The 22,922-nt window shown below is 72.3% G+C and carries 20 protein-coding genes and 1 pseudogene; 8 read left to right on the top strand and 13 right to left on the bottom strand.

Annotation, left to right across the window (positions count from 1 at the left end):
• Window positions 1–26 precede the first annotated feature (26 nt).
• The 5 genes from C7S10_RS08955 to C7S10_RS08935 all read right to left on the bottom strand — a co-directional run bounded on the left by C7S10_RS08955 (window position 27) and on the right by C7S10_RS08935 (window position 6,537).
• Window positions 27–959: a pseudouridine-5'-phosphate glycosidase gene (locus tag C7S10_RS08955; RefSeq protein ID WP_108344104.1), complete on the bottom strand. Its 933-nt coding sequence runs from the start codon at window positions 957–959 to the stop codon at window positions 27–29.
• On the bottom strand, window positions 956–2,053 hold the full coding sequence (locus tag C7S10_RS08950) for a carbohydrate kinase family protein (protein ID WP_108344103.1): 1,098 nt from the start codon (window positions 2,051–2,053) through the stop codon (window positions 956–958). Before C7S10_RS08950 ends, C7S10_RS08955 begins: the two co-directional genes overlap by 4 nt.
• 66 nt (window positions 2,054–2,119) lie before the next feature.
• Window positions 2,120–4,315, bottom strand: a complete 2,196-nt coding sequence (locus C7S10_RS08945) for a transglutaminase TgpA family protein (protein WP_108344102.1) — start codon at window positions 4,313–4,315, stop codon at window positions 2,120–2,122.
• On the bottom strand, window positions 4,312–5,499 hold the full coding sequence (locus tag C7S10_RS08940; protein ID WP_108344101.1) for a DUF58 domain-containing protein: 1,188 nt from the start codon (window positions 5,497–5,499) through the stop codon (window positions 4,312–4,314). Before C7S10_RS08940 ends, C7S10_RS08945 begins: the two co-directional genes overlap by 4 nt.
• A gap of 3 nt (window positions 5,500–5,502) precedes the next feature.
• Entirely contained in the window at window positions 5,503–6,537 is a 1,035-nt protein-coding gene (locus tag C7S10_RS08935) for an AAA family ATPase (protein WP_108344100.1), read from the bottom strand.
• A gap of 58 nt (window positions 6,538–6,595) precedes the next feature.
• Between C7S10_RS08935 and C7S10_RS22175 the strand changes: the two genes are divergently transcribed.
• The 5 genes from C7S10_RS22175 to C7S10_RS08915 are packed head-to-tail and all read left to right on the top strand — an operon-like array spanning window position 6,596 to window position 10,573.
• Window positions 6,596–7,630, top strand: a complete 1,035-nt coding sequence (locus C7S10_RS22175; protein ID WP_165807095.1) for a hypothetical protein — start codon at window positions 6,596–6,598, stop codon at window positions 7,628–7,630.
• Window positions 7,627–8,343, top strand: coding sequence for an SURF1 family protein (locus tag C7S10_RS08930; RefSeq protein ID WP_165807094.1), 717 nt, complete (start codon window positions 7,627–7,629; stop codon window positions 8,341–8,343). The genes C7S10_RS22175 and C7S10_RS08930 overlap by 4 nt, the downstream gene beginning before the upstream one ends.
• A gap of 5 nt (window positions 8,344–8,348) precedes the next feature.
• Window positions 8,349–8,681, top strand: a complete 333-nt coding sequence (locus C7S10_RS08925) for a DUF3817 domain-containing protein (protein ID WP_108344098.1) — start codon at window positions 8,349–8,351, stop codon at window positions 8,679–8,681.
• Between the two features lie 4 nt (window positions 8,682–8,685).
• Window positions 8,686–9,546 carry a patatin-like phospholipase family protein gene (locus C7S10_RS08920; RefSeq protein ID WP_108344097.1) on the top strand — a complete coding sequence of 287 codons (861 nt, stop codon included), beginning with the start codon at window positions 8,686–8,688 and terminating at the stop codon, window positions 9,544–9,546.
• A 13-nt stretch (window positions 9,547–9,559) separates the two neighbouring features.
• Complete coding sequence (locus C7S10_RS08915; protein WP_207769308.1) at window positions 9,560–10,573, top strand: 1-acyl-sn-glycerol-3-phosphate acyltransferase; 1,014 nt, start codon at window positions 9,560–9,562, stop codon at window positions 10,571–10,573.
• A 282-nt stretch (window positions 10,574–10,855) separates the two neighbouring features.
• Here C7S10_RS08915 and C7S10_RS08910 read toward each other — a convergent pair whose 3' ends face one another.
• Window positions 10,856–11,659 carry a hypothetical protein gene (locus C7S10_RS08910; protein ID WP_108344096.1) on the bottom strand — a complete coding sequence of 268 codons (804 nt, stop codon included), beginning with the start codon at window positions 11,657–11,659 and terminating at the stop codon, window positions 10,856–10,858.
• Window positions 11,660–11,790: 131 nt separating this feature from the next.
• Between C7S10_RS08910 and C7S10_RS08905 the strand changes: the two genes are divergently transcribed.
• Together C7S10_RS08905 and C7S10_RS23210 are read left to right on the top strand one after the other, a co-directional pair.
• The gene (locus C7S10_RS08905; RefSeq protein WP_108344095.1) at window positions 11,791–12,297 is read left to right on the top strand and encodes a peptidylprolyl isomerase; all 507 of its coding nucleotides are present in this window, start codon (window positions 11,791–11,793) and stop codon (window positions 12,295–12,297) included.
• Between the two features lie 482 nt (window positions 12,298–12,779).
• Window positions 12,780–13,271 (top strand): annotated as a pseudogene (locus tag C7S10_RS23210) (rhomboid family intramembrane serine protease); the annotation flags it as partial.
• A 146-nt stretch (window positions 13,272–13,417) separates the two neighbouring features.
• On the opposite strand, the gene C7S10_RS08895 reads toward C7S10_RS23210, so the two are convergent.
• Complete coding sequence (locus C7S10_RS08895) at window positions 13,418–13,870, bottom strand: cell division protein CrgA (RefSeq protein WP_108344093.1); 453 nt, start codon at window positions 13,868–13,870, stop codon at window positions 13,418–13,420.
• An 81-nt stretch (window positions 13,871–13,951) separates the two neighbouring features.
• Here C7S10_RS08895 and C7S10_RS08890 point away from each other — a divergent pair, with 81 nt between their 5' ends.
• Entirely contained in the window at window positions 13,952–14,731 is a 780-nt protein-coding gene (locus C7S10_RS08890) for a DUF881 domain-containing protein (protein WP_243395286.1), read from the top strand.
• A gap of 9 nt (window positions 14,732–14,740) precedes the next feature.
• Here C7S10_RS08890 and pknB read toward each other — a convergent pair whose 3' ends face one another.
• From pknB to C7S10_RS08860, 6 genes are all read right to left on the bottom strand, one after another.
• Complete coding sequence (gene pknB / locus C7S10_RS08885) at window positions 14,741–16,540, bottom strand: Stk1 family PASTA domain-containing Ser/Thr kinase (RefSeq protein WP_108344092.1); 1,800 nt, start codon at window positions 16,538–16,540, stop codon at window positions 14,741–14,743.
• A gap of 9 nt (window positions 16,541–16,549) precedes the next feature.
• Window positions 16,550–18,187, bottom strand: coding sequence for a serine/threonine protein kinase (locus C7S10_RS08880; RefSeq protein ID WP_165807093.1), 1,638 nt, complete (start codon window positions 18,185–18,187; stop codon window positions 16,550–16,552).
• Window positions 18,188–18,263: 76 nt separating this feature from the next.
• Window positions 18,264–19,724, bottom strand: a complete 1,461-nt coding sequence (locus C7S10_RS08875) for a peptidoglycan D,D-transpeptidase FtsI family protein (RefSeq protein WP_108344090.1) — start codon at window positions 19,722–19,724, stop codon at window positions 18,264–18,266.
• A gap of 49 nt (window positions 19,725–19,773) precedes the next feature.
• Window positions 19,774–21,174, bottom strand: a complete 1,401-nt coding sequence (locus tag C7S10_RS08870) for an FtsW/RodA/SpoVE family cell cycle protein (protein ID WP_108344089.1) — start codon at window positions 21,172–21,174, stop codon at window positions 19,774–19,776.
• Window positions 21,171–22,442: a PP2C family protein-serine/threonine phosphatase gene (locus C7S10_RS08865; RefSeq protein ID WP_108344088.1), complete on the bottom strand. Its 1,272-nt coding sequence runs from the start codon at window positions 22,440–22,442 to the stop codon at window positions 21,171–21,173. The genes C7S10_RS08870 and C7S10_RS08865 overlap by 4 nt, the downstream gene beginning before the upstream one ends.
• Before the next feature lie 5 nt (window positions 22,443–22,447).
• On the bottom strand, window positions 22,448–22,921 hold the full coding sequence (locus C7S10_RS08860) for an FHA domain-containing protein FhaB/FipA (RefSeq protein WP_108344087.1): 474 nt from the start codon (window positions 22,919–22,921) through the stop codon (window positions 22,448–22,450).
• Window position 22,922: the final 1 nt, after the last annotated feature.

Here is a 22,922-nt window from a genome sequence, read left to right as displayed (position 1 = left end):
GTCTGCAGACCGAGGCGGCCCCGCCCTCAGGTAGAGGCCGACCGAGCGGCGTACGCCGTCGCGACCGCGGCGCCGACGCGGGCGTTGTTGTTGACCAGCGCGATGTTGGCCTTCAGGCTCGCGCCGCCGGTGATCTCGACGATGCGGCCGAGCAGGAACGGGGTCGCCTCCTTGCCGTGGATGCCGGCGGCGTCCATGTCGGCGATGGCCTGGCGGATGACGACGTCCATCTCGTCCGCGGGGATCTCGTCCTCCTCGCGGATCGGGTTGACCAGCGACACTCCGCCGGCGATGCCGAGGTCCCACTTGGCGGCCATGAACGCGGCGACCTCCTCGGGGGTGTCGGCACGCATGGGCGAGGCGTGGCCGCTGGAGCGGGAGAAGAAGGCCGGGAACTCGTCGGTGCCGTAGGACAGCACCGGCACGTGCAGCGTCTCCAGCGTCTCGAGGGTGAGCGCGATGTCGAGGATCGACTTCACCCCGGCCGAGACGACGGCGACGTCGGTCAGCGACAGCTCGGTCAGGTCGGCGGAGATGTCGAAGGACGTCTCGGCACCGCGGTGCACGCCGCCGAGCCCGCCGGTCACGAACACCCGGATGCCCGCCAGCGCGGCCAGGCGCATCGTCGCCGCCACGGTGGTGGCGCCGTGCGTGCCGCGCGCGATGACGTAGGGCAGGTCGCGGACGCTGACCTTGGCGACGTCGGGGTGCGTGGCCAGCAGCTCGAGGGACTGCTCGTCCAGCCCGATGCGGGGCACGCCGTCGAGCACGGCGATCGTCGCGGGGACGGCGCCGCCCTCACGGACGATGCGCTCGACCTCGGTCGCCATCTCGACGTTCTGCGGGTAGGGCATGCCGTGGCTGATGATCGTGCTCTCCAGCGCGACGACGGGCGCACCGTCCGCGAGGGCCTGGGCGACCTCGTCGGTGAGTCGGAGGGAGGGGTGCGGAGTGGTCACGAGGATTCCTTCTGGTCGAGGGTGGTGCGGATCAGGCGCGGGGTGAGGTCGGGGCGGACGGTGTGCGGGCTGGCGATGGTGAGGGCCGCGGCGGCATGGCCGAAGCGGGCGGCCTCCTCGGGGGAGCCGCCGGCGAGCAGGACGTGGCAGAAGGCCGCGAGCATCGAGTCGCCCGCTCCGGTCACGTCCTCGACGGAGGTGGGTACGGCGGGGATCTCGACAACGCCGTCGGCGGTGCTCAGCAGCGAGCCGCGCTCGCCCAGCCGGATCCACACGAGCTCGACCCCGCGCTGGTGGAGGGCGGCGGCCGCCGTACGCACCTGCGTGTCGGTGCGGGTCGGCAGGTCGGTGAGGGCAGCGAGCTCGTCGCGGTTGGGGGTCACGGCCCAGACGCGGCCGTCGAGCGCGTCCTTGAGCGCGGTGGCCTTGGGGACGCTGACCGGCTCGAAGATCGTCCGCACGCCGCCCGCCAGGTCGAGCGCGTGCTCGAGGGCCTCGCGCCGCAGGTTGCCGTCGAGGACGAGCACGCCGGCGGTGGCGATGACGTCGCGCGCGGCCTGGACCTGGTCGGGTCCGAGCTCGGCGGTGGCCTCCATGTCGGCGATCGCGACGATCAGCTCGCCGTCGGCGTCGAGGACCGCGGTGTAGGTCCCGGTCGGACGGTCGGTGCGGGCGACGTGCTCGATGCGCACGCCCGCGGCGGCGGTGTGGCTCAGCAGGTTCTCGCCGAGCGGGTCGCGACCGACGACGGAGACGAGGTGGACGCGGTCGCCGAGCCGGCCGAGGTTCTCGGCGATGTTGCGGGCCACGCCGCCCGGGGCCATCGAGCCGTGGCCGGGGTTGCTGGTGTGGCTGGTCGCCCGTGCTGCGCTGCGGGCCTTGAGGTCCATGTTGGCGCCTCCGACGACGACGGCGCCCGGGCTCTCGGCCAGGACGTAGCCCCGGCCGAGGATGACGCCCTTCTTGCCCAGGTTGGAGACGTGCACGTTGATCGAGGCGCGGGTGGTGCCGAGCGCGGCGGCCAGGGCCTCCGAGCCCATCAGGGGGTCGCGACGGAGCAGGTCGACGATCTGTCGCTCGCGGTCGGTCAGCACCTCATCATTCTAAAGACAATTTAGTGCACTAAGCAAGCCACGCGGGAGCGGCACCACCAACCCGCCTCAGCGGCGGCGGAAGAACGACGCCGGGTTGAGGGGCGCGAGGAGGATCCGCCAGGCGGGGGAGCGGGAGGCGAGGCGACGGCGCTGCTCGTCGACCGAGTCCCAGAACGGGCCGGCGGGCGGGGGGTCGGCCGGGGTGAAGACCGCGATGTCGGCGTCACGGGCCAGCGTCGTGGGCACACCGAGTGCCGCGGCCTGGGCGGGTCGGGTCCCGGAGGCCGGCACACCGACGCCCAGGTCGCGGGCGGTGTCGAGCAGCTCCTCCCATCCCCCGAGGTAGGCGGCCGACGAGGCGGCCGAGCGCCGGCGCCGACGGCGTACGCCCTTGGCCACCGGGACCAGCGAGACGGCGGCGGGGAGGAGCAGGAGCAGCGGCCAGCGCGGCAGCGGCTCGTCGGGCTTCGTCTCGTCGGCCTTCGGCTGCTGGTCGGGCTGGTCCTGCGGCTGCTCCTGCTCGGTGGGCCGGGGCTGGTCCTGGCGCTCGGGCGGCAGCCGGACCGGGAGCAGCTTCGCGTCGTCGCGCCGGGGTGCCTTGTGCCCCATGAAGGTGTCGGTCTCCAGCACCCGCCACGAGCCGTCGGCGACCCGGATCTCCACCCACGCGCCGAGGTGCTTGCCCTTGATGACCCCGAACTTGCCGAGCACGGTGCCGACCGCGACCCGCGCCGGGACGCCGATGCGGTTGGCGAGGAGGGCCATCGTGGCGGCGTACTGCTCGTCGTTGCCGACCATCGCCGGGGCGTTGACGAAGCCCTCGTCGAGGCGGATCGAGTCCTGCCCGGCCTCGAACTGCTGCTCCCAGCCGAACGCGCCGTCGCTGTAGCGACCACGCACCCGCAGCCGGTCGGCGATCCGGAACACCGCCTGCATGGGCGTCCTCGCGCCCAGCGACCAGGCCTGCGCGGGGATGTCGAGGAAGGCCGCGGCGTCGTGCAGCGCCTCGTCCTTGACCGGCCAGGGCTTCATCTTCGACGTCAGCCGGTCGGCGACCGGCACGGCGGAGATGACGTAGTCCTCACGGACGTCGAGGCCGCCCGGCAGCACGGCGGTGTCGGTCGAGCGGTTGTAGCGCAGGTCGGGCAGCCGGTCGGTCGCGTAGTCGTCGTAGAACTCGAAGGCCCGCATCGCGCCGATCGTCGGCACCCACGGCAGGTCCCAGCGACTGCGCACGAAGAACGTGTAGAGCCCCTCGTCGCCCTCGGCCGGGTTGTCGATGCGTGAGGAGACGCGCAGGAAGCGGTCGGAGAAGTCGGTGGGGCTGGTGTCATTGGCGGCGTACCACCGGTTGCCGTCGTAGCCGTCGAGCACCGCGACCCGCACCCGCGTACCGGCCCTCGCGCCCTTGACCCGGAACAGCTTGCGGTCGGCGAGGTTGTCGTAGACGTCGGGGCCCTGGTCGCGGAAGCGGCGGAAGGCCGAGAGCGGGGTCTCGATGTACGCCGCGTCGTAGGGCGTGACGACCTCGCGCATCACCAGCCGGCGGTCCGGGGCGATGGAGTCGACGAAGGGCAGGGTGGACGCGGCGATGACCCCGACCACGAGCAGGGCCGCGACGAAGCGGCCCGCCGGCACCACCCCGAGGCTCGGGTCCGCCTGGCGCCCGGCCTCGATCCGCATGCCCCGGTGCCCGATCCACAGCAGCGCGACGGCCCCGAAGGCGACGCCCTGGAGCAGCACCGAGAACGCCTGCGGGAACCCGAGGAAGAGCACCAGCACGAGCATCGCGACCAGCGGCACGACCGGCTGCGCGGCCCGTCGGCTGCGCAGCGCCATCGCGGTGGCCGTGCAGGTGAGGAAGTAGGTCAGCGCGTAGGGGATCAGCAGCACCGCACCGGTGCTGTCCACCGGTGGCGCGGTCTCGACCATCGTGGTCCACGACGTCGCCGTCCCGGCCAGCACCCGGTTGACCACGTCGGCGTCCGGGATACCGAGGAGGAGGCCCGAGGCCCCGAGGGCGACGCCGCCGGCGGTGACGAGGTAGGGCACGGCCATCGACTCGAGCACGATGTCCATCCCGAGCCGGACCGTGATGACCAGCAGGGCCCACGCCATGCCGATCGCCGTACCGGCCCCGGCGACGACCAGCCAGCGGTAGCCCGCGAAGGTCGGCCAGAAGCCGCTGATCGCGATCGCGGTGAGGACCACCACGGCCAGCAGGTCGATGCCGGCGTAGCGGGGCAGCGGTCGCGTCCTCATGATGCCGCCATCACGCCGGGGAGCTCGGCCAGCGAACCCACCGTGATCACCTCGTGGCCGTGCTGGCGCAGCACCGACGGCTCCTCGCCGGGCACCGATCGCAGCACCACGCAGCGGGTGTCGGCCGGCACGACCAGGAGCGCGGCGGCCAGCGCGTCGAGGTCGTCGGCGACACCCCCCGTGACGACGAAGAGCAGGCTGGTGTCGGGCGCCAGCACCAGCGCCTGGTGCACCTGGCTCGCGAGCGGGTCGGCACCCGGCTGGCGCTGCACCCGGCACGTCGCGTCCAGCACGGCACCGGCCGGCACGGAGGTGATCTGCTCGGTCCCGCTGAGCAGGCTGATGTCGTACTCCTCGCGCGCGGCGCACATCACCAAGGACGCGGAGACCGACACGGCGAGCTCGTAGTCGTCGTCGCCGCGGTAGGCGCCGGGCGTCGGGTCGAGGACGACGGTCGCGTGGTTGCGCCGGGTGTCGTGGTACTGCCGCACCAGCAGCTCGCCGGCGCGCGCCGAGGACCTCCAGTGAACGTGTCGCAGGTCGTCGCCGGGGACGTACTCACGCAAGGCGTGGAAGGCGAGGTCGCTCATCGAGACCCGGTCGCTCGGCACGCCCTCGAGGTCGCGCACCTGCCCCGAGCCGAGGGTCGAGAGCAGGGCCATCCGCGGGCGGACGTAGAGCTCGATCGGCTCGCACCAGCGCACCGTCTTGCGCAGCAGACCCAGCGGATCGGTGCGTACGGCGCTCGCCGGGCCGACGTCGAGCACGCCCCGCTCCAGGTCGTCGGCGACGCTGTCGTGGCTGCGACGCTCGGCCGGCGGCAGGGTCGGCATCCGCAGCCAGGACTCGCGCTGCCCGACGGGGAGGCGCACCAGCGGCTGCCACAGCGACAGCCGGCCCCGGTTGGTCGCGGCGAGGGTGATGTCGACGTGCTCGCCGGCGACCGCGCGCGGGGGTCGCAGGGTCAGGGCGGCGTCCACCCGCATCGGCACCAACAGCCACGGCACGGCCGCCAGCACGGCCAGCCCGCACATCAGCGCGAGCAGCCGCAGCTCGACGATGTCGGTGTAGGCGGAGCCGATCCACGCCGCGAGGCCGAGCGCGATGACGCCGCGCCCGGTCGCCGTCGGAACGCGCAGCAGCGCCAGCATCCCCCGGGCGAGGCGGGCCAGGAACGACGGCACGGGTCAGTCGCGGGTCGTGGGGGGCGTGACGGAGCCCAGGAGCCGCTCGATCACGTCGTCGACCGAGACCCCGCTGAACTGCGCCTGCGGGTCGAGGAGCAGGCGGTGGCACAGCACCGGCGAGGCGAGGGCGGTGATGTCGGAGGGCACGACGGTGGTGCGCCCGTCGGCCGCGGCCCACGTCTTCGCGACCCGCACCAGGGCCAGGCAGCCCCGCGCGGACAGGCCCATCTTCACGTGCGGCAGCTCGCGGCTCGCCTCGGCGAGCTCGCGGACGTAGCGCACGACCGCGCGATCGACGTACACCGAACCGGCGAGGCGCGTGAGGTCGCCGACCACCTGGCGGCTGGCGACCGGCGTGACCAGCGAGGCGCGGTCGCGCACCGCCGAGCCGAGGAGGAGCTCCTCGGTGGCGTCGGCGTCGGGGTAGCCGACCGAGGTCTTCATCAGGAACCGGTCGAGCTGCGCCTCCGGGAGGCGGTAGGTGCCGGCCTGCTCGATCGGGTTCTGCGTGGCGATGACCATGAACGGGTGCGGCACGTCGTGGGTGATGCCGTCGACGGTGACGTGGCCCTCCTCCATCACCTCGAGCAGCGCGGCCTGCGTCTTGGGGGAGGCGCGGTTGATCTCGTCGGCGAGCACGATGTCGTGGAAGATCGGGCCCTGGTGGAAGTCGAAGGTCCCCTTGTGCTGGTCGTAGACCGTGACGCCGGTGACGTCGGTCGGCAGCAGGTCGGGGGTGAACTGGATCCGGGCGTGCGTGCCCTCGATGGTGTTGGACAGCGCGCGGGCCAGCATCGTCTTGCCGGTGCCGGGCAGGTCCTCGAGGAGCAGGTGGCCCTCGGAGAGCAGGCAGGTGAGCGCGAGCCGGACCACGTGGTCCTTGCCCAGGACGGCGAGGCCGATGTTGTCGGCCATCCGGGTGAAGGCGGCCGCGAACCAGGTCGCCTGGTCGGGGGTCATGGAACCGGTCGTCGCCCCACCGTCGGCCACGCCGCCCGGGGCGGCAGCGGGCGCGGTCTCACTCGTGGCGGTCATGGGTCATGAGGTTACGCGGACTGACGGCACGCGTACGGCGAGTGGCAGACTCGCCCGCGTGAAATTCGCCTGGGCCTCGGCGACCGGTCGGGCCGCCGGTCTGGTCGCTCTGGCGGCGCTGGTCCTCCTGGCCGGGTGCGGCGACCCGGGGCTGACGCAACAGGAGGTCCCGGCGCGACCCACGCCGACCATCGCGGCGTACGACCCCGATGCCGACGTGGCGGCCGGGAAGGCGGCGCTGACGCTGGTCCCGGCCGACGCCACCGAGGTCACCGTCACCGACTTCGACGAGTCGCGGGCGAGCCTGGGCGTGCCCGACCTGACCAGCGACGACCTCGTCACCGACCGCAGCGACTACTGGGAGCGGGCGCGGACGCAGAGCGTGCTGCTCGCCGAGGGGATGCTGCGCGAGGAGACCTCGCGACTGATGCTCGACTACGGCTTCACCCAGGACGACGTCGACTGGGAGGCGCACTTCACCGGCCCCGGCGGTCCCGGCTGGGTCCTCGCGTTCCGCCCCGACCTCGACCTCGCCGGCGTGGAACGGGCGGTCGCCGACGACGTCGCGGGCCTCGGCGGCGCCGAGGTCGACCGTGAGCGGCACCTCGTCTCGGTGGGTGCGGCGAGCGACGCTCAGGACTCGTGGGGCACCATCGAGGGCATCGCCGACCTGGCCAGCGACACCCCGGCCGAGTCGACGTACTACCGAGCGGGCTGCCTGTCCCTGGCCGCCGTGCTCGGCCCGGACGCGGACGTCGAGGACCAGGAGGCGGTGGTGGCGGCGCACGACCCGACCACCCTGGCGCCGCTCGAGCGGTTCGCGGTGGGCTTCGCCGACGGGGTCGCCACGGCCCGCCTCGGGCCGGACCGCCCCGACCTCTTCGACCGCTCCGAGCTGGCCGCCGCCTTCCCGACGATCGGCTCCCTCGGCTTCGGTGACGGATTCACCGCACCGGTCGTCGACCCCTCCACCGGACGCATCGGCTACGACGTCGCGCGACCCTTGGCCGCGGCGACGGCGACCCTGACCGGCCTGCTCCCCTTCGCCGTGTGCAACGAGGTCACGCCCATGGAAGAGCCGACCGGCCTGTGAAGCGACTGATCGGACCGACCGCCCTCGCGCTCGTCCTCGTGGCCGTCGCCGCAGCGCTCGGCGTGTGGCAGCTGCGTGCCTGGCAGGACCGGCGCGACGCCGAGGCCCGCGACCTCACCCAGCTCGACCCGGTGCCGCTGGCCGACGTGATGGGTCCCGACGACCCCTTCCCCGGCCAGGACGTGGGCCGCCCGGTCGACCTCGCGGGCGAGTGGCTGCCGCAGGGGGCGTTCTACGTCTCCGGTCGCGAGGACGCCGGCCGCGACGGGCTGTGGCTGGTCGTGCCGCTCGCGGTCGGCGGCCCGGACGACCCCGCGATCCCGGTCGTGCTCGGCTGGACGGAGAGCCAGGACGCCTCGCTCGTGCCGTCCGGCGAGGCGACGGTCACCGGCTGGCTGCAGCCGCCGGAGGGCAACGGCGCCTTCGACGACGACCCCGACGACGACGTCGTGCCCCAGCTGCGGACCGCCGACGCCATCCAGCGCGTCGACAACGACCTCTACAGCGCCTACGCCGTCGCGACCTCGCCCGCCGACGGCCTCGACGCCGCGACCCTCGACGCACTGCCCGAGGTCGGTCGCTTCACCGCGCTGCGCAACCTGCTCTACGCGTTCGAGTGGTGGTTCTTCGGTGCGTTCGCGGCCTTCGTGTGGTGGCGCTGGGTCCGCGACGAGCAGGCCGTCCGGGAGGCCGAGGCCGCGTCGGTAGATTGATCCGCGTGCGCAACCTCTTCCTCACCTACCGCGTGCTGGCCTTCGTCGTCGGCGTGCTCCTGCTCGCCCTCGCCGTCGGGATGGTGCTGAAGTACGGTCTCGCCGAGGGCGGTGACCTCCAGACCTTCGGCGACAGCCTGACCGGGATCGTCGCCCTCATCCACGGCTGGGTCTACATCGTCTACGTCGTGGTCGCCTTCCTGCTCTCCCGCCGGGCGGGCTGGTCGCTGCAGTTCCTCGTGCTGATGCTGCTCGCCGGGCTCATCCCGGTGCTGATCTTCTGGGTCGAGCACAACGTCGCCAGCCGCCTCCGGGCCGAGCACGCAGAGCTGCGCTGACGCCGTGACGACCGCCTTCGTCCTCGGTGGTGGCGGCGTCCTCGGCGCCGTCGAGGTCGGCATGCTGCGCGCCCTCTTCGAGCGCGACATCGTCCCCGACCTCGTGCTCGGCACCAGCGTCGGCGCGCTCAACGGCGCGATGGTCGCGCGCGAGCCGTCCATCGAGGTGATCGAGCGTCTCACCGACCTGTGGGCGACCACCGCCCAGACCCGCAGGTCGGACGGGTCGGAGCTGTTCCGCGACCGGCCGCTGCGGACCGTACGCCGCGTGGTCTCCACCGGCGGCACCCACGTGTTCTCCGCGAAGCCGCTGCGCGAACGGCTGGTCGACGAGTTCGGCGACCTCACGTTCGCCGACCTGCCGGTGACCTTCGGCGTGTGTGCGGCCAGCATCGAGCGCGCCGCCGAGCACTGGTTCACCAGCGGACCGCTGGTGCCGGCGATCGTCGCCAGCGCGGCCGTCCCGGGGCTGCTGCCGCCCGCCGTCGCGACCACCGAGTTCGGCGAGGAGCACTTCCTCGACGGCGGCATCGTGAACTCGATCCCGGTCGGTCGCGCCGTGGGCCTCGGGGCGACCCGCGTCTTCGTGCTCCAGGTCGGCCGGATCGACCGTCCCCTCGTCCCGCCCAGGCGGCCGTGGGACGTGGCGCGCGTCAGCTTCGAGGTCGCCCGTCGCCACCGCTTCATGCGCGAGCTGTCCGAGATCCCCGACCACGTCGAGGCCCACGTGCTGCCCGCCGCAGGCACGTCGACCAAGGACGACAGCATGCTCGCCTTCCGCGACTTCGACTCCGTGCAGCGACGGATCGACGCGACGTACGACGCCTCGAGCGCCTACCTCGACGAGCACCTGGCACCACGGTGAGCCGGGGCGCGCGGTGATCTGGGTCCTGCGCCGACTGGTCATCGCGCCCGCCGTCGTGCTGCTGACCGTGGCGATGTGGGTGAGCCTGCCGCTGTGGCTGATCGCCGCGGCCGCCCTGTCCCCGATCGTCCCGGGTCGCTGGCGCGCGCTGCGCGTGCTGTGCGTCGCGATGCTCTACCTCACCGCGGAGGCGCTGCTGCTCCTCGTGCTGCTCGGCCTGTGGCTGGCCTCCGGCTTCGGGTGGCGGCTGAAGTCGCCGTACTTCTCCGGCATCCACTACGACCTGGTGCAGTTCGTCCTGGTGCTCTTCTTCCGCGAGGCGCGGCGGGTGCTGGCGCTGCGGATCCGCACCGACGGCCCGGCGCCCGTCGCCCACCCGGTCCGCCCGATCCTCGTGTGCTGCCGGCACGCGGGACCCGGTGACTCGTTCACGCTGATGTATGCCCTGCTGCACTGGTACAACCGCGAGCCCCGGGTCGTCCTCAAGGACACCCTGGCGTGGGATCCCGCGATCGACGTCCTGCTCAACCGCATCCCGGCCTCCTTCATCTCGCCCGACCCTGGCCCGGGGGAGGACTTCGAGAGCAAGATCGCGCGGCTGGCGAGCGGGCTCGACCGCAACGACGCGTTCGTGATCTTCCCCGAGGGCGGCAACTTCACCCCGGCCCGCCGCGACCGCGCGATCGCCCGGCTGCGCAAGCTCGGCCTGGCCCGGATGGCGGAGCGGGCCGAGCAGATGACCAACGTGCTGGCCCCGCGCCCCGGTGGCTTCCTCGCGGCCCTCGACGCGGCGCCCGAGGCCGACGTCGTGCTCGTCGCGCACACGGGGCTGGACCACATGCTCACCGTCGGCGACGTGTGGCGCGAGCTGCCGATGGACAAGGAGCTGGTCATGCGGTGGTGGGAGGTGCCGCGCGCGGAGATCCCCGCCGACCGGGAGGCACGGATCGAGTGGCTCTTCGGCTGGTGGGAGCGGATCGACGAGTGGATCGACGACAACAAGCCGACGGACCTCGCCCACCGCTGATGCGCGCGACGCCCGTGACACGGCTGTACCGATGCGAACAGCCGCCCCCACGCGACCGGTAACACGGTTGTACCGAATTGGACGCCCGCCCCGACACGGCACGTGACACAGCCGTGCGGAGATGTCAGCACGGGTGTGTCATCGCGAGCTCGAGAGGGGGCGAGTTTTTCGGTACGCCCGTGTCACTCCGACCGGAAATGCGGACGAGGTCCCCGCACACCCGTGTCGGGGGTGCGGGGACCTCGCGCGGGATCGCGCTGGTGGCCGGTCGCCCGGCCGGTGTCAGCCCTTGTTCTCGGGGACGTCGTCGACGTCGATGATCTCGGCGGGCGCGTCGGGCGTCGTGACCTCGTGGGGGGCCTCGGCGGCGTCGCTGATCGCCTCGCCCGGGCCGCCGCCGGCGGGGTCGTCGGGCGTGTCCGCGGCGACGTCGGTCGTGGCCTCGTCCGCGTGCACCGGGTCGACCGGGGCGGGCGGCACCGGTGCGGCCGGGGCCGGCGGGGGCGGGCTGGGGACGTAGGAGGACTGCCAGTTGTTGCTGCTCCCCGACTGCTGGCGCATCTTGGAGAACACGACGCCACCGATGGCCAGCAGGCCACCGAGGAGGAGGAACTTCTTCAGCTTCGAGCCCCGCGGCTCCGGCTCGTCGCGCAGCTCGGCCACCTTGGTGGCGGCGAACTCCCGGGACGCGGCGGCGGCCTCGGCCGCGCTCGCGGCACCGGCGGCGGCCTTCTCGGCCGCGAGGGCACGGCCCTCCGCGATCACCGGGGCGACCCGATCGCGGGCGTCGGCCAACGCGGGGGCGACCCGCTCGCGGGCGTCCACCAGCGCCGGGGCGACGCGGTCACGGGCGTCGCTCAGGGCGGGCGAGACGCGGTCACGGGCGTCGCTCAGGGCGGGTGCGACGCGGTCGCGGGCATCGGCCAGGGCGGGCCCGGCCTTGTCGCGCGCGTCGGAGATGGCGGGTCCGGCCTTCTCGCGGGCGGACTCGAGGGCCGCCTCGATCTGGGGAATGACGGTGTCGGCGACCGACTCGACGTAGTCGTGAGCGCGGTCGATGAGCGACTTCTGCTTGCGGATCCGCATGCGTGTCCTCCTAGGTGATGGTGCGTCCATCTCACCACGTACCCGAAGGCGCGACCACTACGCATCCCCCTGTTGGTCCTCATGGCAGGATCGGTTGCGTCGACGACAACCACGCGAGAGGAACACCCCCCATGGCGGACCCGAAGGCCACCCTCAAGACCAACCAGGGTGACATCGTCATCAACCTGTTCCCCAACCACGCTCCCGAGACGGTCGACAACTTCGTCGGTCTCGCCGAGGGCACCAAGGACTACTCCGCCGGCGACCGCTCCGGCCCGTTCTACGACGGCCTCGGCTTCCACCGGGTGATCGAGGGCTTCATGATCCAGGGCGGCTGCCCCCAGGGCACCGGCACCGGCGGTCCGGGCTACACGTTCAAGGACGAGATCCACCCCGAGCTCGTCTTCGACAAGCCCTACCTCCTGGCCATGGCCAACGCCGGCCCCGGCACCAACGGCTCGCAGTTCTTCATCACCCTCGCGCCCACCGCGTGGCTGAACCGCAAGCACACCATCTTCGGCGAGGTCGCCGACCAGTCCTCGCGCGACGTCGTGGACAAGATCGGCGCCACCCGCACCGGTGCGATGGACCGTCCGGTCGAGCCGGTCGTCATCGAGTCGGTCACGATCGAGCGCTGAGTCCCGCTCCACACCGCTGACGAGCACGTCCGATGACCGCCGAGTCCGATCCCGCCGCCGCCGTACCCACGTGCTACCGGCACGAGGGCCGCGAGACCTGGATCCGCTGTCAGCGGTGTGGACGCCCGATCTGCCCCGACTGCATGCGCGACGCGTCGGTCGGGTTCCAGTGCCCCTCGTGCGTCAGCGAGGGCGCGAAGACGACGCGCACGGGTCGCACGGCGTACGGCGGACAGCGCTCGGCCAACCCGGCGCTGACCTCCATCGCGCTGATCGCGACCAACGTGGTCGTCTGGCTGGCCGTGGTGGCGACCGGCTGGAAGAACAGCGACCTGATCGCCCGGCTCGCGCTGGTGCCCCGCGGGACCTGCGAGTCGCTGGCCAGCAACGGTTACTACCCGACCGCCGTCGGTGAGCGCCTGTGCACGCTCGGCACCGGCGGTGACGGGCACTGGGTGCCCGGGGTCGCCGACGGCGCGGTCTGGCAGCTGGTCACCAGCCAGTTCCTGCACGTCGAGATCTGGCACATCGCCGGCAACATGCTGGCGCTGTGGATGCTCGGCCCCCAGCTCGAGGCCGCCCTGGGACGCGCCCGGTTCCTGGCGCTCTACCTCCTCTCCGGGCTCGCCGGCTCGGTCGCCGTCCTGTGGCTCTCCGGCGAGAGCGGGCTGACGCTCGGCGCGTCCGGCGCGATCTACGGCCTGTTCGGAGCCTTCGCGGTGATCTCGCACAAGGTCGGCGGCGACCTGCGCAGCATCGGCGCCCTGATCGCGCTCAACCTGTTCATCACCTTCGCCGTGCCCAACATCTCCTGGCAGGGCCACCTCGGCGGCATCCTCGGCGGTGCCGTGATCGCGGCGATCCTCGCCTACGCTCCCCGCCAGCGCCGCGCCCTCGTCCAGGGCCTCGGGCTGGCCGGCGTCCTGGCCCTGCTCGTCGCGCTGATCGCGCTGCGGATCGTCGCCCTGGCCTGATCGCCGGTCGTGCACAGCTGTGTCCACATCTGTGGATAACTACACGCGTGTAATTCGTCCACATCGTTGTCCACAGCGGTGGACAAAGCACGCAGCCGCCGGCCCCTGTCGGGACCGGCGGCTGTGGGGCGACGTGGGGCTGGGAGCTACTCCCAGCGGGTGGCGAAGGTGAAGCCCACCGCCATGAACGCGATGCCGACCATCAGGTTCCACTGGCCGAGGTCGTCGAAGACCGGCAGCTTGCTGAGGTCGTCGGAGAAGACGTAGAAGGTGCAGATCCACAGCAGCCCGATCAGGAAGCAGCCGAGCATCCCGATCACGACGCCGCGACCGCGACCGAGCGGCGTCACCGGGTGGGCGGAGATGGCCAGGCCGATCAGCAGCGCGCCGAAGCCGATCGCGTAGTTCCACAGGCCGAGGTCGGCGATCGCCTTCGGGCTCGCCTTGGGGACGGGGAAGACGTCCGGGTCGGGGCGCACGCTCAGGTAGTAGAAGAGGATCCACCCGATCCCGGCCACGATCAGCAGCAGCGAGATCACGAACCTCACCGACACGATCTTCGCCTCGGTCTCGACGTACGACGCGGGGGACTTGGCCACTACTTCACTCCTGCTCGGTTTTCGCACCGGGATGACGCGGTCTGCGGCGGGGGCGCCCACCGGGGGGTTAGCGTAGTCGCCGTGCCCCACGACGCCGATTCTCGCCCCACCCACGGGGCGCACGGCACGCACGAGCGGCCGCGCACCGCGCTGGCGTGGCGGATCGGCACCCCCGTCGCGATCCTGCTCTCCGGCGCCCTGTTCGCGGTGAGCTACGAGCACAGCGACGGCACCGACCTCCGCGGCGGGCGCTACACCGACCTCGCCTCCGTGGTGCAGGTCCAGCGCGAGGACACTGCCGAGCTCACCGGCGAGGTCGCCGACCTGAACGCGCAGATCGAGCGCCTCAGCGCCGGCCTCGGCGACCGCAGCGTCAACCGCGCGCAGAAGCAGGTCGCCATCCTCTCCGACCCGGCCGGGCTCACCCCCAGGACCGGACCCGCCCTGAAGGTCACCCTCGACGACGCTCCGGAGGACGTGCTCGCCGACCCGACGCGCGACCCGCTCGACGTCGTGGTGCACCAGCAGGACATCCAGGCCGTGGTCAACGCGATGTGGCGCGCCGGTGCGGTCGCGGTGACCATCCAGGGCCAGCGCCTGATCTCGACCACGGGCATCAAGTGCGACGGCAACCTGGTCAGCCTCCAGGGCGTGCCCTACTCCCCGCCGTACGTCATCGTCGGCATCGGCGACCCGGGTGCGATGCTCACTTCGATCGACGCGGACGGCTACGTCGACCTCTACCGCGAAGCGGCCGCCGACGAGCGCGGTGGGGTGCTGTACGCCGAAGAGGTGCTCCCCACCGCCACGGCCCCGGCCTACGAGGGGCTGCTCGACCTCACGTACGCCACCCCGATGTAGCGGCGGGGCTCAGCGCCGGCGCGGCGAGGGCGTCTCGGTCGGCAGCGGGGTCTCCGTGGGCAGCGGGGTCTCGGTGGGCACCGGGGTCTCCGTGGGCAGGGGGGTCTCGGTGGGCGTCTCCACGGGCGGGACGTAGATCGACACGAACAGGGTGATCGTGTCGCCCTGGTCGGCGGTGCCGCTCTCGGGGATCTGGCGGATCACGGTCTTCTTCGGCTCGGTCGTCTCGGCGGTCTCGACGATCTCCACCTCGAAGCCCGCGGCCCGGATCGCCTTCTCGGCCTCGCCCTGCCGCATCCCGACGACGTTCGGGATCTCCTTCGGACCGGCGGAGATGACCAGCGTGACGGTCGTGCCCTCCGCGACCCGCTGGCCGCTGGCGGGCTCGGTGCGGATGACCTCGTCCTTGGGCTCGTCCGACTCCTCGGTCTTGAACTTCACCTTGAGGTCGTTGCTCTCCAGCACGTTGCTGGCGCTGTCCTTGGGCTGGCCGACGACGAACGGCACCTCGACCTCGGGCATCCCGGAGGACAGGGTGAAGTCCACGGCGGTGCCGGGATCGACGTACAGGTCGCGGTTGGGGGTCTGCTCGAGGACCTGGTCGACCGGGACGCTGTCGGAGGTCTGGCGACTGACGGTGCCGACGGACAGCCCGGCGTCACGGATGGCGGCGCGCGCCTCGTTCTGGGTCATCCCGATCAGCGCGGGCACCTGCTCGCGCTCGACCGGGTCCTCGAACAGCCCCGGGAGCACGTAGGCCGCTCCGGCGATCACCGCGACGACCAGGAAGCCGATCAGGAACATCAGCCCCGTGCGGTTGCGCCCGCCGGAGTGGTCGGACGGCGGGGGTACGGCGCCCGCGGCCGCCATCCCGGTCGCGGTCTGCGCCGGGATGAACTGCGTCGAGGTGGGAGCCGGGTCGTCCAGCGGAAGCGGCGGCGGCCCGGCCTGGATGGGGTGTCCGGCGAGGTAGCGCTCGATGTCGGCGCGCATCGCGGCGGCGCTCTGGTAGCGGTCCTCGACGCGCTTGGCGAGCGACTTGAGCACGATCGCGTCGATCTCGGGGTCGAGCTGGTCGTCGTGGTCGGACGGCGGGGCGGGCGTCTCGCGCACGTGCTGGTAGGCGACAGCGACCGGGCTGTCGCCGACGAACGGCGGACGACCGGTGAGGAGCTCGTAGAGCAGGCAGCCGGTGGAGTAGACGTCGGAGCGGGAGTCGACGGTCTCGCCGCGCGCCTGCTCGGGGGAGAGGTACTGCGCCGTACCGACGACCGCTGCCGTCTGCGTCATCGTCGAGCTCGCGTCGGAGACGGCGCGGGCGATGCCGAAGTCCATCACCTTCACGTCGCCGGACGGCGTCAGCATCACGTTGCCCGGCTTGATGTCGCGGTGGATGATCCCCGCGCGGTGGCTGTAGTCGAGCGCGGCGAGCACGTCACTGGTGATCTCGAGCGCGCGCTCGGGCAGGATCTTGCGGCCCTCGCGGAGGATGTCGCGCAGGGTGCGGCCCTGCACGCGCTCCATCACGATGTAGGGCTGGGCGACGTCGGACCCGTCGGTCGCCATCTCCTCGCCGGTGTCGTAGACCGACACGATCGCGGGGTGGTTGAGCGAGGCCGACGACTGCGCCTCCCGGCGGAACCGCGCCTGGAAGGTCGCGTCGCTCGCGAGGTCCGTGCGCAGCCGCTTGACCGCCACGGTCCGTCCGAGGCGCGTGTCGCGGGCCTGGCGCACCTCGGCCATGCCGCCGCGGCCCAGCAGCTCGCCGAGCTCGTAGCGTCCGCCGATCACGGTCGGCTCAGTGGTCATCGTCGCCTCTCACGGGGTCGGGCTCTCGGTGGGCGCGGTCGTCTCGCCGATACCGGGGGTGGACGCCTGCGTCGGCGGCGCCACCGACGGTGTCCCGGTGGGGGTCCCGGTGGGGGTCCCGGTGGGGGTCATGGCAGGCGTTACGGCAGGTGTCTCGGTCGGGACCGCGGCCGTCGGCGTCTCGGTGGGAGTCTCCGTGGGGGTCTCGGTCGGCGTCTCGGTCGGCGTCTCTGTGGGAGTCTCCGTGGGGGTCTCGGTGGGGGTCTCGGTCGGAGTTTCGGTGGGGGTCTCGGTGGGGGTCTGCTTCTTCGCCTTGCCCCAGTAGCTGACGCTGACCGTGTCGCCCTTCTCGAGGGTGCCCGACGGGTCCACGGCCGCCACGGTGTTCTCCAGCTCGTCGCCCGGGTTGTCGAGCTTCACCCGGCTGACCTTGAGGCCGAGAGCCTTCAGCGCCGACTGGACGTCCTTGATGTCGTCGCCGATGTAGTCGTCCGCGTCCACCTCGACGCTCTCGGCCGTCGGCGACTCCGACGTGCTCGGCGACTCGGTCTGGGTGCGGGTCTGGCCCGTGGTGGGGGTGTCGGCCGGCTCGTCGTCCGCGCCGCTGCCGCTGACGATCTGCCACGCGATCAGCGCGGCGGCCACCAGCAGCGCGCCGAGCACGAACCACCCCGCCACGTTCGTACGCCGCTGCGCCGGCGGTCCCTCGACCGGGGTGTCGAGGGGGGTCGCCTGCGTGGTCGACAGGACCTGGGTCTCGCTCGCCGGCGCGGGGACCGGCGTGGGGACCGGGGCGGTCACAGCGGTCGGCGCGTCGGGCGAGCGGAGCGCGGCGGCGAACGCCGACCCGTCGGCGTACCTCTCCGCGGGCGACTTGGCCAGGGCGCGGGTCACGACGGCGGCGAGACCGGCGGGCACCGAGGGCGGGAGCGAGGGGACGGGCTGGCGCAGGTGCGCGACCGCGGTGGCGACCGCCGTCTCGGCGACGAACGCGCGGCGACCCGTCAGGCACTCGAACGCGACGCAGGCCAGGCTGTAGACGTCGGAGGCCGACGTGGCCTTGCCGCCCTCGGCCTGCTCGGGGGAGAGGTAGGCGGGGGTGCCCATCACCTGGCCGGTCTCGGTGATCGCGAGCCCGTCGGCGGCGCGGGCGATGCCGAAGTCGGTCACCTTGATCGTGCGGTCGGGGGTGACGATCAGGTTGCCGGGCTTCACGTCGCGGTGCACGATCCCGGCGCGGTGGGCGGCACCGAGCGCCTCGGCCGCCTGCGCCATCAGGTCCTGCGTCACGCCCGCGTCGAGCGGGGCGCCGGGGCGCAGCAGGGCCGACAGCGGCTGCCCGTCGACGAGCTCCATCACGAGGTAGGGCCGGTGTGTGCCCGAGCCGTCGGTCGGCGCACCCTCGCCGAAGTCGTAGACGCCCGCGATCCCCGGGTGGTGCAGCGACGCCGCATGCTGCGCCTCGTTCTCGAACCGGCGGCGGAACGTCACGTCGTCGGCGTACTCCGCCTTCAGCAGCTTCACCGCGACGTCGCGATCCAGCGTCGTGTCGCGCCCGCGCCACACCTCGCCCATGCCGCCGGTCGCGATCCGCGAGGTGAGGACGTAGCGGTGCGCGTCGTCGGCGAAGCGGGTGTCGTCGCTCATGCCCGTGCTCGCTTCGCTCCGCGCGCGCATGAGGCACATGTCGCGCGGTGTTGGATGGCTCGCTCGCTTCGCTCGCTCACTGGTCCAGCACCGCCTGCATCACGGCCTTGGCGATCGGGCCGCCGAGGGTGCCGCCCGCGATCTCGTCGCGTGCGGTGTCACTGGCCTCGACCATCACGGCGACCGCGACCTTGGGGTCGTCGGCCGGGGCGAAGGACACGAACCAGGCGTACGGCGGTCGCGAGTCGGTCGACTGGGCGGTGCCCGTCTTGCCGGCGACCTCGATGCCCGGGATCGCGGCCACGCCGGCGGTGCCGTCGTTCACCGTCGCGACCATCATGTCGGTCAGCTCGTCGGCAGTGGTGCGGGAGATCGCACGCGAGTAGGGCTTCTCGTCGGTCTTGTCGAGCAGCGAGGCGTTGGGGGCGCGGACCTCGTCGACGAGGTAGGGCTGCATGACCTCGCCGCCGTTGGCGATCCCGGCCGCGACCATCGCCATCTGGAGCGGGGTGGCCGTCACGCTCGACTGGCCGATGCCCGACAGCGCGGTCTGCGGCTCGTCCATGTCGGTGGGGTAGAGCGAGCGGGCCTGGCCCGGCAGGTCGGTCAGCGCGGTGGAGTTGAAGCCGAACGCCTCGGCCTGCTTGGCCATCGTCTCGTTGCCGAGCTCGTTGGCGATCGTCAGGAAGCTGACGTTGCACGAGACCGCCAGCGCCTGGGTCAGGGTGATCTTGTTGGCGCCGCAGCTGCCGCCCTGCCAGTTGCCGACCTTGGTCGTCGACTGGGGCAGCTGGAACTGCGCCACGCCGGGGACCATCGAGTCCTTGTCGTAGTCGCCCGACTCGATGGCGGCGGCCGCGGTGACGAGCTTGAACGTCGACCCGGGCGGCAGCGTGGTGCCGATCGAGCGGTTGATCAGCGGCGTCGCCGGGTCGTCCTCGAGGCGCTTGGCCTCGTCCTCGACCTCGTTCAGGTCGTGGGAGGCGAGGACGTTGGGGTCGAAGGTCGGGTTGGAGACCATCGCCAGCACCTTGCCGGTGCTGGGCTCGAGCGCGACGACCGCGCCTCGGGCGTCGCCGGGCAGCGCCTGGAGGCCGTCGAAGGCGGCGTCCTGGGCGGCGGGGTCGATGGTCAGCTCGACGTTGCCGCCCTTGGGCTCAGCGTTGCTGAGCATGTCGACGAGCCGGGTCACGAACAGCCGCGGGTCGTCGCCGGAGAGGACGTCGTTCTGCGAGCGCTCGATGCCGGTCTGGGAGTAGTAGGAGAAGTAGCCGGTGATCGGCGCGTAGCGCAGCGGCTGCGGGTAGGTCCGCTGGAACTCGTACTGGTCGTCCGAGGGCAGGCTGCGCGCGACCGGCTGCTTGTCCACGAGGATCGCCCCGCGCTCGCGCGCGAACGCGGCCGTGACGACGCGCCGGTTGCGGGCGTCCGCGGCCAGCTCGTCGGAGCGGAAGTACATGAGGTACGTCGCGTTGATCAGCAGGGCCACGAAGAGCACCAGGCAGAACATCGAGATCGTCCGGATCGGCTTGTTCATCGGGGCCCCCGCGGAATCGGGAGCGAAGCGAGGAAAATCGTGGGGTGAATCACTGGAGCTTCACCACCTGGGTGTGCTCGCTGTCGGCCATCTCGCCGGTGTCGTCCGACATCCGAGGGATCGGCCGGCGGGCGTGGTCGGAGATGCGCATCAGCAGCGCGATGATCACCCAGTTGGCGACCAGCGACGACCCGCCGTACGACAGGAAGGGCGTGGTGAGACCGGTCAGCGGGATCAGCCCGGTCACGCCGCCGACGACCACGAAGACCTGGAGCGCGACGATGCTGGCGAAGCCGACGGCGAGCAGCTTGCCGAACCCGTCACGCGAGATCAGCGCGATCCGCAGCGCCCGCTCGACGATCAGGCCGTAGCAGACGATCACCGCCATCACGGCGGTCAGGCCGAGCTCCTCGCCGATCGCGGCCAGGATGTAGTCGGCCTCGGCGTAGATGATCCGCTCCGGCATGCCGCCGCCGAAGCCGCGCCCGATCAGGCCGCCCCAGCCCATCCCGAACATCGCCTCGACGGGCTGGAAGCTGGTGCCGGGGTAGTAGTCCATCGGGTGCAGCCAGATGTTGAAGCGGTTCTGCACGTTGCCGACGAAGGTGTAGGCGGCCAGCGCGCCCGCGCCGAAGAGCACCGCGCCGACCACCAGCCAGCCGGGGCGCTCGGTCGCGACGTAGAGCATCACCAGGAACAGGCCGAAGAACAGCAGCGACGAGCCGAGGTCGTTCTGGAGGACCAGGATCATCATCGAGACGCCGAACATGGCCAGGATCGGGCCGAGGTCGCGGCCGCGCGGCAGGTCGACGAAGACGACGCGGCGACCGGCCAGCGCCAGGGCGTCGCGGTGCTGGACGAGGTAGCCCGCGAACGCGATGACCAGCAGGACCTTGGCGACCTCGCCGGGCTGGAAGCTGAAGCCCGCGGCGTTGATCCAGATCTTGGCGCCGTTGATGTCCTTGCCGATGACGGGCAGGAAGGGCAGCACCAGCAGCGCGATGCCGGCCAGGCCCGAGGTGTAGGTCAGCCGCTGCAGGATGCGGTGGTCGCGCAGCAGCACCAGCGTGGCGACGAACAGGACGACGCCGAGCGTCATCCACGTCAGCTGCTGGGTGGCGAACGTGTGGTTCGTGCGACCGATCGCCTCGTAGGTCAGGTCGAGGCGGTGGATGACCGCCAGGCCGAGTCCGTTGAGGGCGGCGACGAGGGGCAGCAGCACCGGATCGGCGTACGGCGCCACGATCCGCACCGCGACGTGGGCCGCCACGACGAGGCCGGCCAGCCATCCGCCGTACCCCACGATGTCGGCCGGGACGGTGCCCTCGACACCGAGGCCGACGGCGGCGTAGGCGCCGATGCCCACCACCAGGGCGAGCAGGAGCAGGAAGAGCTCGGCACCGCGGCGACGCCGGTGCACGAACCCCATCAGGGCGCCGGTCTGGGTCATCCGGGCAGGTCCTGGAGGGCGGCGTAGTTCTCGACGGTGGCGCGGGCCTCCTCGAGGTCGGTGGCCTCGATCCCGCCCATGATGGTGTCGGAGTCGATCTCGCTGAGGTTGTCGAGCTCGACGTCGCTGACCTCGTAGGGGTGCGACATCTCGATGCCGGGGATGTCGGCGTTGAGTCCGCGGAAGATCGCGATCCGGCCGTCGTGCTCGCCGACGTAGAACTGGCTCTGGCTCCACGACCACGCGAAGGCGAGGGCGATCCAGGCGAGGCCGACGGCCACGGCCAGCGCGAGGACGCGCTTGAGCCAGGTGTGGCTGGCCGGGGGCCGCGGGGCGTAGCGGGCCGCCTCGGGATCGATCGGGTCGTTGGTGATGGCGTGGACGTCGCTGGGCAGGTCGCCGGGCAGGTCGGGCACCGGCGGGATCTCGCCGGTGTCGCCCGAGCGGTGGCCGCGGAAGCCGCGGCTGCGGGTCGCGCCGCTGGTGGCGAGCCGGCGCGGGAGGTCGGCGGCGGCACCGACGAGCAGCGGCTCGAGGGCGGGGTCGGGGGTCTCGGCAACGACCTCGGCCACGACGCAGGTGACGTTGTCGCTGCTGCCCGCCTCCAGGCTGGCGCGGACCAGCTCGACCGCGGCGAAGTCGGGGGTGCCGCTGCGGAGGATGTCGGCCATCCGGTCGTCGGTGAGGAAGCCGCACGCGCCGTCGCTGCACACGAAGAGCCGGTCGCCGACCTGCACCGGCACCTCGAAGAGGTCGGGCTCCTCGTGCCGGATGCCGTCGACGGCCTTGAGGATGAGGTTGCGGTGCGGGTGGGTCCGCGACTGCTCCTCGGTGATCCGGCCCTCGTCGATCAGGGTCTGGACGAAGGTGTGGTCGTGGGTGAGCTGGCGCAGCCCGCCGTCGCGCAGGAGGTAGGCCCGGCTGTCGCCGAGGTGGCCGACGGCGACCTTGGTGCCGTCGAAGAGCAGCACCGACGCGGTGGTGCTGGTGCCCTTGAGGGCGGGGTCCTCGTCGATGATCTCGGAGATCCGGTCGTTGGCGCGGTGGATGGCGCCGGCGACCTGGCCGAGCAGGTCGTCGCTCGGCGGGGCGTCGAGCTTGCGCAGTGCCTGGACGGCGGTCGCCGAGGCGAGGTCGCCACGGGCCGCGCCGCCGACGCCGTCGCAGACGGTCAGCAGCCACGGACCGGCGTAGCCGGAGTCCTGGTTGTCCTTGCGGATGCGCCCGACGTCGGAGATGGCCGAGAACTGGAGGAAGAGCTGCTCCATCGCGCCTACTTCCGCAGCTCGAGGATGGTCTTGCCGATCCGCACCTGGACGCCGAGCCCGATGGTGGTGGGCTGGGTGATCCGCGCGGTGCCGACGTAGGTGCCGTTGGTCGAGCCGAGGTCCTCGACGAACCACTCGTCACCACTCGCGGCGACGCGGGCGTGGCGGGTCGAGACATAGTCGTCGTCGAGCTTGATCGCCGCGTCGCTGCCGCGGCCGATGAGCAGGGGCGCGTCCGCGAGCTCGGCGCGGGCGCCGGTGTTGTCGCCCTCGACCACGATCAGGTGGGTCGGCGAGCCGCGCCGCTTCGTGGGCGCCTTGGCCTTGCCCTTGCCGCGGGCCGGGGCGCTGCCGCGGGCCGTCTCCGGGACGCGCGCGCCGAACATGTCGGAGCGGATCACCGAGACCGCGGAGAGCACGAAGATCCACAGGATCGCGAGGAAGGCGAACCGGATCAGGAACAGGGTCAGCTCGGACACG

Source organism: Nocardioides currus (assembly GCF_003057875.1).
In the GTDB taxonomy this organism is placed as follows: domain Bacteria; phylum Actinomycetota; class Actinomycetes; order Propionibacteriales; family Nocardioidaceae; genus Nocardioides; species Nocardioides currus.
Note: the sequence above shows the minus strand (reverse complement) of the source record. Positions and strands in the feature narration are given on the sequence as shown.

Bases quoted from the DNA above. Each gene is read 5' to 3' on its own strand.
- C7S10_RS08945 (WP_108344102.1), bottom strand. From the start codon at position 4,315: ATGAGGACGCGACCGCTGCCCCGCTACGCCGGCATCGACCTGCTGGCC.
- C7S10_RS08935 (WP_108344100.1), bottom strand. From the start codon at position 6,537: ATGACCGCCACGAGTGAGACCGCGCCCGCTGCCGCCCCGGGCGGCGTG.
- C7S10_RS08910 (WP_108344096.1), bottom strand. From the start codon at position 11,659: ATGCGGATCCGCAAGCAGAAGTCGCTCATCGACCGCGCTCACGACTAC.
- C7S10_RS08905 (WP_108344095.1), top strand. From the start codon at position 11,791: ATGGCGGACCCGAAGGCCACCCTCAAGACCAACCAGGGTGACATCGTC.
- pknB (WP_108344092.1), bottom strand. From the start codon at position 16,540: ATGACCACTGAGCCGACCGTGATCGGCGGACGCTACGAGCTCGGCGAG.
- C7S10_RS08880 (WP_165807093.1), bottom strand. From the start codon at position 18,187: ATGAGCGACGACACCCGCTTCGCCGACGACGCGCACCGCTACGTCCTC.
- C7S10_RS08875 (WP_108344090.1), bottom strand. From the start codon at position 19,724: ATGAACAAGCCGATCCGGACGATCTCGATGTTCTGCCTGGTGCTCTTC.
- C7S10_RS08870 (WP_108344089.1), bottom strand. From the start codon at position 21,174: ATGACCCAGACCGGCGCCCTGATGGGGTTCGTGCACCGGCGTCGCCGC.
- C7S10_RS08865 (WP_108344088.1), bottom strand. From the start codon at position 22,442: ATGGAGCAGCTCTTCCTCCAGTTCTCGGCCATCTCCGACGTCGGGCGC.